Annotated in this window: 12 protein-coding genes, 1 pseudogene and 1 CRISPR repeat array; of the genes and pseudogenes, 4 read left to right on the top strand and 9 right to left on the bottom strand. The window is 37.1% G+C overall.

Translation table 11 applies throughout. The features are described 5' to 3' along the window. Positions 1-236: 236 nt before the first annotated feature. On the bottom strand, positions 237-1163 hold the full coding sequence (locus tag B371_RS0115960) for a patatin-like phospholipase family protein (protein ID WP_019415314.1): 927 nt from the start codon (positions 1161-1163) through the stop codon (positions 237-239). Positions 1164-1364: 201 nt separating this feature from the next. Then, positions 1365-1907 (bottom strand): CBO0543 family protein, encoded by a 543-nt coding sequence (locus tag B371_RS0115955; protein WP_026023099.1) that lies wholly within the window; start codon positions 1905-1907, stop codon positions 1365-1367. A 446-nt stretch (positions 1908-2353) separates the two neighbouring features. Here B371_RS0115955 and B371_RS23610 point away from each other — a divergent pair, with 446 nt between their 5' ends. Beyond that, complete coding sequence (locus tag B371_RS23610) at positions 2354-2542, top strand: hypothetical protein (protein WP_157185228.1); 189 nt, start codon at positions 2354-2356, stop codon at positions 2540-2542. On the opposite strand, the gene B371_RS21945 is transcribed toward B371_RS23610, so the two are convergent. Next, complete coding sequence (locus B371_RS21945; protein WP_040681294.1) at positions 2539-3348, bottom strand: protein kinase family protein; 810 nt, start codon at positions 3346-3348, stop codon at positions 2539-2541. The genes B371_RS23610 and B371_RS21945 overlap by 4 nt on opposite strands. 121 nt (positions 3349-3469) lie before the next feature. Beyond that, a complete protein-coding gene (locus tag B371_RS0115945) occupies positions 3470-3994 on the bottom strand; it encodes a hypothetical protein (RefSeq protein WP_019415311.1) in 525 nt (174 codons plus the stop codon). Between the two features lie 347 nt (positions 3995-4341). Here B371_RS0115945 and pssA point away from each other — a divergent pair, with 347 nt between their 5' ends. Then, positions 4342-5034, top strand: a complete 693-nt coding sequence (gene pssA / locus B371_RS0115940) for a CDP-diacylglycerol--serine O-phosphatidyltransferase (protein ID WP_019415310.1) — start codon at positions 4342-4344, stop codon at positions 5032-5034. Positions 5035-5213: 179 nt separating this feature from the next. Here pssA and B371_RS23205 read toward each other — a convergent pair whose 3' ends face one another. The 4 genes from B371_RS23205 to B371_RS0115925 form a co-directional block, all read right to left on the bottom strand. Continuing rightward, positions 5214-5516, bottom strand: a complete 303-nt coding sequence (locus tag B371_RS23205; protein WP_019415309.1) for a hypothetical protein — start codon at positions 5514-5516, stop codon at positions 5214-5216. Next, complete coding sequence (locus B371_RS24540) at positions 5464-5727, bottom strand: CBO0543 family protein (RefSeq protein ID WP_369751119.1); 264 nt, start codon at positions 5725-5727, stop codon at positions 5464-5466. The genes B371_RS23205 and B371_RS24540 overlap by 53 nt, the downstream gene beginning before the upstream one ends. Before the next feature lie 178 nt (positions 5728-5905). Continuing rightward, positions 5906-6679 (bottom strand): hypothetical protein, encoded by a 774-nt coding sequence (locus B371_RS0115930; RefSeq protein WP_019415308.1) that lies wholly within the window; start codon positions 6677-6679, stop codon positions 5906-5908. Positions 6680-6710: 31 nt separating this feature from the next. Continuing rightward, a complete protein-coding gene (locus B371_RS0115925; RefSeq protein WP_019415307.1) occupies positions 6711-7649 on the bottom strand; it encodes an SDR family NAD(P)-dependent oxidoreductase in 939 nt (312 codons plus the stop codon). A 429-nt stretch (positions 7650-8078) separates the two neighbouring features. Here B371_RS0115925 and B371_RS0115920 point away from each other — a divergent pair, with 429 nt between their 5' ends. Together B371_RS0115920 and B371_RS24535 are read left to right on the top strand one after the other, a co-directional pair. Continuing rightward, positions 8079-9554: a YdiU family protein gene (locus B371_RS0115920; protein ID WP_019415306.1), complete on the top strand. Its 1476-nt coding sequence runs from the start codon at positions 8079-8081 to the stop codon at positions 9552-9554. A 219-nt stretch (positions 9555-9773) separates the two neighbouring features. Continuing rightward, positions 9774-10097 (top strand): annotated as a pseudogene (locus B371_RS24535) (protein adenylyltransferase SelO family protein); the annotation flags it as partial. A 91-nt stretch (positions 10098-10188) separates the two neighbouring features. Beyond that, positions 10189-12405: a CRISPR direct-repeat array (repeat unit 32 nt; unit sequence ATTTCAATCCACGCACTCACATGGAGTGCGAC). A gap of 169 nt (positions 12406-12574) precedes the next feature. Here B371_RS24535 and cas2 read toward each other — a convergent pair. Further along, positions 12575-12865, bottom strand: a complete 291-nt coding sequence (gene cas2, locus B371_RS0115915) for a CRISPR-associated endonuclease Cas2 (RefSeq protein WP_026023098.1) — start codon at positions 12863-12865, stop codon at positions 12575-12577. Positions 12866-12873: the final 8 nt, after the last annotated feature.

Genomic DNA, 12873 nt, shown 5'->3' with positions numbered 1-12873 from the left:
AACATCCTGTTGGCCCGATGGTGTGCCCCACGGAAAGCGTCAGGATGGAGCGGAAATCAACTTTTTTCGGATTTTATTCCTAGATTTTTTATTGTGAAATTGACTCAATTAGCAAACATTTGTCTATGGTTAAAAAAGCTTGAATCATATCATGGAATCAAACTTTTTTAACCATAGGCTTTTTTCGGAGATCATGAAGAATGAAAGTTAACTCTATTTACAGGATATTTTAATAATTAATAATTACGGTACACAATTTGATAATTTTTTTTGCTAATCACTGGTGACCATGTTTTTAAAAATTGAATGGTGCTACTTCGTCCCATTTCCATTAGATCTTCTTTCTCTTCTTGAGTAAGGTTAAAGTCAGTTGTACTCGTATCATTAACTGGAATAAAAACAATATCTTTTTCAAATTTTCTAGAAATGTATTTTTCATCATGTGCATTTTGCATTGTTGAAAAAAGTGCTTGGAATAAATTCAATGCATTATCAATTTTATGGCCTTTGGGTTCTTCGTGGCCACGACTAATTTTCAAGCCAAGAACTGGTCGTTGTCTATTCCCATCTTGTTCGTCAAATAACCAAATTGGAAAGTTGCTCAATACCCCACCGTCTACAACAATTGTCTTTCCAGTACCAGAGGTCAATTTAACAGGTTCAAAAAAAAATGGAAGTCCACAACTCATACGTAAGGCTCGAGCAATTGAAAAGGTTTCTGCTACTATCCCGTAGCGTACTAAATCATCGGGAAGAACCATCATTCTTCCGTTCGTTAAATCAGAAGTAATGAGCCTCAACGTTCCAGAGGGTAAATCACCAAACGTATAGACGCCTTTATTTGCCAATTTATCCATGAACCATTTCTCCATTGCTTCCCCTTGGTATAAGCCCATTCGCCAATAAAAAAGTAACCATTTCATTATCGGTAATGGAATTATTGTTTTACGCGGATCGAGAAAGGATTGGAAATCTAACTCATCCAACATCTCTTCAATTTCTTTACCTGAATACCCCGCTGCTATAAAACATGCAAGGATTGCTCCTGCACTTGTTCCCGCTACCCGGTTAAAGCGAAAGCCCTCTTCTTCTAGTACCTGATAGGCCCCCACCAATGCAAAATTTTTCAAGCCACCACCAGAAAACACTCCATCAATTAACATACATGATGCTCTCCCTTTTTGTTCTCGTATTATACTGTAAGAAGATAGAATGGAATTTAGAACATGATTGAATAGATACTAATTAATACACTACTATTAATCAATACAAACATAGCACGTCTTTAAATTGATGAAAAGTTAATTTGGGTTTTGGACAGATCTATTCCAAAAAAAAATCAAAAAAATGATCGAAGTCATAATTCACTTCGACCAATCTAAGAAAGGAATATTGAAGTAAATAATAACAAACACACTAAATACTGCACAAATTAACCATACCCAGATTGGTTTTTTATGATGAATAGCTATCACGGGTAATATAATAAACCAAATCACTACTGACCAAACCATGTTCCAACCATTGTGATACGTTATGATTTTTAACAGAACAAATACAACTTCTACTATCGACAAGGCTATACCCCATAGGATAATATATCCGAGTTGTTTTAACATAACAGATTTATATGGATAAAAGGTCAAGTACAATAAGATAATTGATGGGAACACAAAGAGAATCAATCTAAATTCATGTATCATTCGGTTTGGAAATAAAAACGTTTCATGATATAACCACAATGGATTATCAACTGTCAAAATATAAGCAAAAAGACTGACTAAGTTGATGAAAAGAATCGTTGGGTAGTATTTTCTCCAATTTTTCCAATCGCTATAATACCGTGCCACTATCAACAGTGATACCGTTCCAAACAATGGGGTGTACCAAGCAATTGTATCCAACATCACTAACTCCTTTTCATCAATAAATGTATGAGCTTTACATTTCAAACAGTAAATGTCTCTATTATGATACCCAAAATAGATAAATGACAAACAGATTATACCATTCAATACTTTTATATCCTATTTAATGGTGAAGGCTATGCAGTAGATTTCATTCATAATTGAACTGTTTACGACAGAAGGACAATTGGGTGAGTTGATAATGATTGCAGTTTGTAGAAACTTTAAAAATCCATTGAAATTAACCAGCATTTCATAAGTAAATCAGACAAAAAATGGACGAAGTGAACAAGTCACTTCGTCCATTTTTTCCTAATCTTCATTCATTAATTAACAAACCAATACGTATGTATGTAATATAGATAAAAATTGACGGAATACTAATTTTTGTTCTACACTCTTATTAATAACATTAGATTGAGGACTCTACTAAAAGGGGTGTTCGTATGTTCGGGAAATTTTTAAATAAGCTAATGAAATACCGAGAAGGCAGCAGTAGAAGAAAGCAAGGTTCTTATCGTCGCAGTTCAAGTGATCGAAAATATCGCAGACACAGCAGCAGTGATGACCGCAGACATTCTTCATCTCAAGGAAGTCACCGTTATAAACGCAAAGGGTTTGGAAGCAGCAGTTAATATATCACGTTAGTTAAATGGTCAATAGTTTGATTCACATCCGTAATAATATCCTTTGTAGTGAAATAAGGTTGTTCCATACGGAGTAATCGTTTTAATAGATGGGACGTTTTTGGATGGAGAGTTAATTCCTCTGTCCAGGAACGTCCTTTCTTAATATCTGTATGATAATTAGAATATAGTAAGAATAGTAATAGGTCGCCTATGTCATAAAAGTCTTCTCTTAAAAGTCCTACATTATTTTTATTGGAATCACCATTGCTTGTTTCATTCATATATCTTTTAGCTAAACCAAAATCAATGATATAAGGTTTCTGATCGTTGATTATAATATTAGGTATTCTAATATCTCCATGTATAAAACCCATGGAATGGATATAATCAACAACTTGTAATAAGTCCCTGATTAGTATTAATGATTCTCTCTCCGTAAACACTTGTTCTTTTAGAAAAAGCACTTCTTCTAAATTTCTTCCCTTGATGTATTCCATTGAAAAAAAATGATTATTTTGAAAAGAAAAACTTTCAAATAAATTCGGGATGTTTGGATGGTTTAATTGTTCGAGTATTGTAGTCTCTTGCTTATATTGGGCTAGGATTAACTTTTTATTTTTGCTTTTTGTCATTTGTTTTAATACACAAACTTTTTTGGTATCAATCTCCTGGCAAAGGTATGTCATTCCATAACTTCCAATACCGAGTAAAGAATTCACTTTATAACGATCGTGAATAATAGTATTCCTCTTATAATAGCGATCAGTAAAAAATCGATATCCTCTTTTCATTACTTTAAATACAAGTGACATATCATTCACTACTTTCCCGAAAAATAGAATATCAATTCTATTTAATAATACCACTAATGTATTTCATTACTCTTTCGAAAACTGGCGTTTCAGCCTTAACATCTTGATCGTTCAAGAATTATTATTTATTCTCCATATCATTTAAAACTTTCAATGTTTCTAAAACATGCTCAAGAAAATCTGAAATGTCATCTATGTGCTCCTCTTTAATTTTGTGGTCAAATGTTATTTCAATACTGTCTGTGTAATTTGCAGATTTTTGTTCATACATAAAGCTCAGTGTTTGAGTTAGCAAGAGATTAGGTTCCCAAACATCTTTTAATGCTTGATCAATTTGTTTACATTGTTTGGTCACATTTTGAATTTGCTTGTAAAATCGTAATATCATGGTACAACCAGGATTTTTTCCGGGCTCCTCCAATATCTCTGCTGCTAGTTCTTTTAGAGTAGCTTCTAATATAATTTCTGCTGTAATACCTGGTTTATCGACTAGCGTAAACTTAATTGCAAAATACCTCGCTAGTACGGAAAAATCCATTCGATCAACACGGTTAGTAATACTAATCTTTTTTCCTATATTGTCTAGGTCATAGACAGCATTTTCGAATGCTACTTTTAAATTTTCAAAAACTGTTGGATCATACATTATAAATTCCTCCATATTAAATTCCTTTTACTATTTTAGCCACTACCTATTATAAGTAATCATAAAGTTTGCTTTCTGCCTGTAAGTATAATGTGAGCATGTTATAATCAGACTTGGGGATTTATTTCCTTAGGAATTCTCCTATCTTATGTACATCATATATATTGATATCAATCATCAGAACAACAATTATTAGGCTACTCGATTAAGAAAACTAGGACAACCTTTTATCGGATGATTTGATCCAATTGAAGTTAGAATTAAACCGGTTATTTTACTTATTATAAGTCATCATTTTCATAGAAACATGACTGTAGGTTAACCTGATTATGTAAGTGAGGTGGAATATGAAAATAAAAAATCAAATACCTAATATTTTTACACTAGGGAATTTATTCTGTGGGTTTTTATCTATTGGCTATGCCGCAAATCATCAATATACAAACGCTGCAGTATTAGTTCTCATTGGTATGATGTTGGACAGCATGGATGGTAGAATTGCAAGAATGTTACATGTTGAAAGCCCTCTAGGGTTAGAACTAGACTCTTTGGCCGATATCGTAACGTTCGGTGTGGCTCCGTCTTTTTTGGTATACTACACGATATTTTTCGATAGTGGATTGCTAGGTCTCGCTATTTCCGGTTTATTTCCCCTATTTGGAGCCTACCGGTTAGCACGATTTAATACTACTCCCGTAGAAGTGTCTAGTACTCACTTTATCGGTGTACCAATCACTGCCGCAGGTGGAATATTAGCATTATTAACGTTATTTAATAATCAAATCCCGAGTATCGTAACGACTGTTATTTTTACAGCTTTATCTTTCCTAATGGTAAGTAAAATCAAAATACCTAGCTTAAAAAAGGTTCCTTTACCGAAGTATGGAACCATTGTAACGATATTTTTAGGTGCTCTTTTAGTATTAGTCAATATTGAATCTTATGGGAGATTTCCTTATTTAATCTATATAGCAACACCGATCTATATCATTTATGTTTCTTATCGGTTTATTAAGGTAAAAGGCAATAAGGGACCCTGATAAGTTTTCATTCCTATGACACGAAATTAACTGTGCGTGTGTTTTGCACTAAAATAACCCTCTATGTCAAAACTAAAGAGTGACAGAGACGAGCATGTGAGTAAACCACATTGCTCGTCTCTTTTTTACATTCTTAAAATTCAGATCAATTTTTTAATGTTATCAGAAGTTCTGGAATTTCATAACTTCATTCCTAAGTAAACTCCACCTAAAAACATCGTAATAATCAGGACAAAATGTACAATAAACCAACCTAATTTTCCATACTTCAGATGATATTCATCCAATGGTTTTCGTAATCTATCGGGATTAATTAATCCTCCTATGAATTCAAAAACAAGTAAGTAGATCCACCACAAAGTATACGAATCCCAAAAATCCCAATATAAATTATATTCAATAAGGTTGGTATATTGAAGTTCTAAAGTTTCACCCAGCATACCTATATGCACTAAAACCCAGTAAAATGGAATTTTCCACATCCATTTTTACTGGACTATATCTAACACCTATCAATACGTATAATAGGAAAAACGTTGCTACTGCATGAAATGGCATTTGTAGTATTTGAGGAAATAAAACGTATGGGAAACTATAGAAATTAAAAGAGACAAAGAGAAGGCATAATATGTTTCCAGCACCCGCACTAAGTAAGTATAATAAGCCGTATTTTTTCCAATCTAAACGGATCATTAATAGAATACTAACCCGCTAAATAGTCCAACAAAAATTAAAACAAACAATTCTATACTCCACTCAATAGTTATCACCATTATCACCCAAAATTAGGGTAACCATATTCTCACATAATAAACTTACTTATCACATTTTACTTCCCCTATAACCGTTTAAATACTAATAAACCCATTTTCTAGAACAAATCGACATTTAGATAAGATTTCACCCAGAAATATTCCTGCATTTTTCGTTGCATGGATTCTTTATGTGTGGCAAATTGCTTATGTCGGTGACCATTCCCACCCGATGTGTGAGGGAAACCATTTAAAATCGACTCTTTATTAATATACCCATTATCAGCAAGATACAATAAGACCTTCAAAACGTTTACACCTAGCGGAATGATAAGTGGGTCATTTATTCTATTTATCTCACCTGCTGTATAATCAACTATGTGTTTTTTTAGTATATCTGTTTTTAGAATATCGGGTGTAGAACCGCTATAGTTTTTGCCTTTATAGAAAACTGGATAAGGTAAAACAGACATCGTTTGAACAAAATGACTAGCCGTCCCAAAAAGTTCACTCGAAGATGATATCCCTAAAAAATAGTTCAACCCTAGTTCATCCAACATTTGAATCAAGTTTTTCCGCATTGGCCCTTCAAAGCTAGAGTTTTTCTTCACTAAATGAAGAACCTCTTCATCCGATAACTGTTGATCCTTCACATCCAATACGGTAGAGTAGGATTTTTTCATTTGATGTAGACCCGGTGTAATCCCAACAATCACAACTTTGGCATTCTCGTTCACATATTCAAAAGGAGCATAATAAATTTCAAGCTTCTTCTTGTCATCCCTCTCTAGTAAAAACTGGTCATTGATTAAGGCTTCATTATCAAGGGGGACAGGTATAGACTGGATCAGATTTTTGTAAGTTTGAAATTTGGAATAATCTACGATGCTCATGAAAATCTCCCCTTATTTTGTATATTAAAAGTTAACTTTCAACTAGCACAGTGGATATCCCCCATATTTTTTCAACATTTTGAGGATCAGTTGCATAGCTTGGAAAACTTCCTGAACCAATTATATTCTCCAATTGAGTGATGCCTTTTTCGTTTAGCGATGGCTGAACGATCTCTCTCTTATGATTTATAAGTCGTCCTGAAACATTCTTGAATTCATCTGAGGTACAAATATAAAAATAGGTATCCGCCATACCTGATGGTAAAGGATTGGTCCAATTTTGTGCCCATGCAAGTACTTTCCAAAATGAACGCATTTTATTAATAGTTTCTTTGGATAGTTTTACACGGTTAATTTGAAGTGCGTTGATATTGATCCCCTTATTTTTATATTCTTCCGCCATTTTGAAAGTGTTCATCAATAGCGCCATTTTCGAGTCTCCGTACATCTTATAATAGTTATAAGGACGTGTTTCACGGAATTCCCCACGCAGATTATCAAAATCGATTTTCCTTTTCGGGTCGAAGAAATGTTTAATATTTGTGGTGCAAGCATTAAGAATTCTCGGATCTTGCGATTTTTCGAGATGATCTGCTAATAAACGAGTCATCAAAAAAGGGCCGAAGGTATTCGTCGCAAAGGTCAATTCAATATGTTCAGGGCTAAGTTTATACTCTTTTTCACCATGATTTAAGTAGGCAGCGTTATGTATTAAAATATCCAAACGAGGATATTTAGCTTTAAAAGCTGCGCAAAACACACGAATAGAATCGAATGAAGAAACATCAAGTTCCATCAGATCCACCTTAGAATTGTTAGAAATTGTAGTTATTTCTTTTTGAACGGATTGACTAATTTCTAGATTGCGACAAGCCATAACAACATGATAACCTTCTGTCGCAAACTTCAGTGTTGCCGCTTTACCAATACCCGAATTTGCACCTGTAATAATAACAATCTTGTCTTTCATGTCAGACCTCCTGTTTTTCTTCCCTAGTTTAATCCTTTCAAATTCCCTGCTTTACGAATTTAAGCTATATCCCTACACTACAGACTATTCCACAATTCAATCGAAAATCCTTTTTTCGTTAAATGTCTCGACTTTATACAATTGTTATGGCTATCTTGTTTTTCAAGAGGACATACAGAAAACAACTCCATTCAAGATAACAGAAAGTTGGAGTTGTTTTCATACTTGGGAAGCGAATATGTCACTTAGTACAGAAGATCCATAAAATTGTTTAAAGGACGCTATCTATGTCTAGACAAGGTATAATAAATTGGTAGAAGTAAACAATAAAAAAAGCTGTCATGTGTTTGTAAGTTAAGTTAAATTATCATAGAATGCTTAGTATTTGTTTTATGTAAACGAAAAGACAAGTGAAGAAAGGGAGATACGATGACAAATGGAAAAGATCTAATAGAAGCCGGATGGAACTTTGACAACAGTTATTCCCGTCTGCCGGAAACATATTTCACCATCCAAAATCCAACACCTGTACGCTCACCGAAGTTGATCATTTTCAATTCTCCGTTGGCGACATCCCTGGGGTTAAACGAACAAACGCTACAAAGTGATGATGGCGTAGCTATGCTTGCTGGTAATCGAATTCCTGAAAGTGCTACGCCTCTTGCTCAAGCCTATGCAGGGCATCAATTCGGGCATTTTAACATGTTGGGGGATGGTCGAGCTTTGCTACTAGGAGAGCAAATTACTCCTCAAGGTGAGCGGTATGATATTCAGTTCAAAGGTCCAGGTAGAACGACATACTCCCGTGGAGGCGATGGTCGAGCGGGACTTGCACAGATGCTACGCGAATACATCATCAGCGAAGCAATGCATGCGCTTGATATTCCTACCACACGCAGTCTAGCAGTTGTGACTACTGGTGAATCCGTATTCCGCGAAACCGAACTGCCAGGTGCAATTCTGACCCGTGTTGCTGCTAGTCACATCCGTGTCGGAACGTTCCAATACGCTGCAAACTTTAGCTCAATCGAGGAAGTCCGTGAACTGGCTGACTATACAATAAAACGACATTATCCTGCAGTTGAAGCTGTTGACAATCGATATTTATCTTTTCTTCAGGAAGTAATAAAACGTCAAGCTTCGCTCATTGCCCAATGGCAACTGGTTGGCTTTATTCACGGGGTGATGAACACTGACAATATGACTGTTAGTGGAGAAACCATTGATTATGGTCCATGCGCCTTTATGGATGCCTATGATCCGGCAACTGTATTCAGTTCCATTGACCGTCAAGGTCGCTATGCCTACGGTAATCAGCCAGAGATGGCAGGATGGAATCTCTCGCGATTTGCTGAAACTCTATTGCCACTTCTACATGAGGATCAGGACCAAGCTGTCAAAATAGCTCAAGAAGCGATTTCAGAATTTCCTAGGTTATGTCATGCTAATTGGCTTGCAGGAATGAGGTCAAAACTCGGGATTTTTAACGTTGAGAAAGAGGATGAAGCTCTTGTCGAAGATTTGCTAAGCATGATGGATAAATATCGTGCAGATTATACGAATACTTTCCGTGCATTAACTTTGGACAAACATGAGGAAACAGTCCTATTTGGCAAAGAAGAATTTGTTAAGTGGCATGAACAGTGGCAAGCAAGACTAGGTAGGCAGGATGACCAGAAAACATCCTCACAACAATTGATGCAAAGCAGTAATCCATCAATAATCCCTCGTAATCACCGGGTAGAAGAGGCCCTAGAAGCTGCAGTGGAACATGGAGATTATAGTGTGATGGAACGATTGCTTGAAGTTCTTTCTAGTCCTTTCGCGCACTCTCCAGAACAGGCAGATTACTATACACTGCCTACGGAATCAACCCGTCCTTATCGAACTTTTTGCGGTACCTGATTAAGATCGGAAATAAACAGTACCTGTCACCATCCCAAGTATGTTCGGGCGGCGACAGGTATTGTAATTTGGAGGAGTCATCTGGAAACTTTGAAATCCACGTTGTTTCTTATCTTTAGTTAACCAAACTTTTAGACCAGAATCATCAGGATATAATAAAGCTTCAATCTCATCTCTATCGACCGGCAAGGCCGCTATGCCTATGGTAATCAGTCAGAAATGGTCGGGTGGAATCTCGCACGATTTACTGAAACTCTATTGCCACTTCTACATGAGGATCAGAACCAAGCTATCGAAATAGCCCAGGAAGAAATTTCAGAATTCCCAAAGTTGTGTCATGCTAATTGGCTTGCAGGAATGAGGTCAAAACTCGGGATTTTTAACGTTGAGAAAGAGGCAGAATCTCTTATTGAGGACCTTATGAAGATGATGAAGAAGCATAGTGCGGACTATACCAATACCTTCCGTGCACTTACTTTTGAGAAACGGGAAGATACAGTAGCAAAGAATTTGATCTGGAATGAGCGGTGGAAGACAAGATTAAGCGGGCAGCAGGAATCAAAAGATGACTCTCAGGAATTGATGCGAAACAGCAATCCTGCGTTAATCCCTAGAATCATAGGGTGGAAGAAGCACTCCAATCCACGCACTCACATGGAGTGCGACAATCAACAGTTTTAAAAGTTGTTAGCTCAATTGTAATTTCAATCCACGCACTCACATGGAGTGCGACACAAGATCCCCAATCACGGAGGCAATGCAAGCAATTTCAATCCACGCACTCACATGGAGTGCGACGAAATAAAGTATTTGCATGGGTTGATGATTTGAGCATTTCAATCCACGCACTCACATGGAGTGCGACTACAAACGAAATGTTATCAGTTGACATCGAATTTATTTCAATCCACGCACTCACATGGAGTGCGACCCACCATCCAGTGCTACCTTCGATACGTCTACCTATTTCAATCCACGCACTCACATGGAGTGCGACCTATTTACTCAATCAACCGTTTCAATTACGAGATATTTCAATCCACGCACTCACATGGAGTGCGACAGGGTTCGGTGTCAATCGAGCGATTCTTTGTTAGATTTCAATCCACGCACTCACATGGAGTGCGACCAGAAACGAAAGTAGATAGTTATGGTCAGGAAGAAATTTCAATCCACGCACTCACATGGAGTGCGACGTAGATGCAACGTCATATACGAAAGACTTTACGAATATTTCAATCCACGCACTCACATGGAGTGCGACGTCACGCTCAAACCATCCACAAATGTTAGTTTTATTTCAATCCACGCACTCACATGGAGTGCGACATCCGAGTACAATCTTGTGCTATCTGTCATATGAATTTCAATCCACGCACTCACATGGAGTGCGACATTTACTAGGCATAACGAATGTCGCAAACACATTATTTCAATCCACGCACTCACATGGAGTGCGACTCCGCCGTACTCAACAACATATCCAGCTATTGCTATTTCAATCCACGCACTCACATGGAGTGCGACAACGGTCACTAAAATCTGTATATTCACTTTCGTATTTCAATCCACGCACTCACATGGAGTGCGACAGCCAAGTTTGTGCCTACATCGCACAAAAGAGAGATATTTCAATCCACGCACTCACATGGAGTGCGACATGGAACAGGTTAAGTCTAATTTAAAACGATTAATGATTTCAATCCACGCACTCACATGGAGTGCGACCAAATCATGTGATTTATATCCACATTAATTAGATCATTTCAATCCACGCACTCACATGGAGTGCGACGGTATGCCATTAAAGGATGCTCAATTTATTGAGGATTTCAATCCACGCACTCACATGGAGTGCGACTGTTTGATGCGCTCCAGTAGTGAGTCAGCTACTATTTCAATCCACGCACTCACATGGAGTGCGACTCGCACGCTTGTCGCTCTTGTTGGTGGGAATTGATTTCAATCCACGCACTCACATGGAGTGCGACCTTTGATGACGAGTATTAACGATAAGTTCCTTGGATTTCAATCCACGCACTCACATGGAGTGCGACTAAAATAGAGGTTGTGGAGGAACCATATGAAGACATTTCAATCCACGCACTCACATGGAGTGCGACTGAAGGCGCGGAAACGTTCGTAATGGAGCCAATGATTTCAATCCACGCACTCACATGGAGTGCGACGTAAAAAATTACGTGATGGTGATTACACAGCACAAATTTCAATCCACGCACTCACATGGAGTGCGACCGTCCACATTGATGCAAAGAAAGTTATAGCTGCTATTTCAATCCACGCACTCACATGGAGTGCGACGTCAATCAAACATTAGCATCGGCAATGGCACAAATTTCAATCCACGCACTCACATGGAGTGCGACTCAACCGATAGTCTCCCACAAACATTCAGAAATATTTCAATCCACGCACTCACATGGAGTGCGACTTTAATCATAAATAGCAACGTCATAAAATACATATTTCAATCCACGCACTCACATGGAGTGCGACTAAGACTGTTTCTATGGTGGAGTATTTGGAGCGTATATTTCAATCCACGCACTCACATGGAGTGCGACAATCTATGTACACTCTATCTGCTGACGAATTACAAATTTCAATCCACGCACTCACATGGAGTGCGACATTACGTTAATGCAACCGTATTAACGCCTAAATTATTTCAATCCACGCACTCACATGGAGTGCGACACTAAAACGGCAAGACAATTAAATATTAGCCGAAATTTCAATCCACGCACTCACATGGAGTGCGACCTTCTGCCGAAAAAGACCAGGTGCATGGGTTTTTTATTTCAATCCACGCACTCACATGGAGTGCGACGGCGAAAAACACTAGGAATTACCTATAAAAAGGGCAAGCTCCATGTGATATCACCATTTATCCCTCTATTAAGAGATACTTTAAGTGTTTCATTTGTATTTTATGGTAATTATTCTTCATTTAAGGGTGCGAATCTCCTAGAGAAAGTATGAGCGCTTTAGGTTCGCACTCAGATAATTAGAGTATCGTCTATATCAAAAGATTCCTTTGCACCCACATGATCTACCTTTGTTTTATAATTATTCCCCAGATTATAAAACCTTAGACTGTCCGTCTCTTTATTGATAATATCCTCTAATTGATACTTCAATTGCTTAAACTGCGTCGAATCTATTACACATTCAAAAACAGAGTTTTGTACTCTTTGTCCATAATCTAAACATTTTTTAGAAACTTTTCTAAGTCTTTTTTTGCCGCCAACACTTATTGTGCTTACGTCATAAGTGATTAATACCAACATTTTTGTCA

It is taken from the genome of Paenisporosarcina sp. TG20 (assembly GCF_000286315.1).
GTDB lineage: Bacteria > Bacillota > Bacilli > Bacillales_A > Planococcaceae > Paenisporosarcina.
This window is presented reverse-complemented; position numbering and strand designations above follow the sequence as displayed.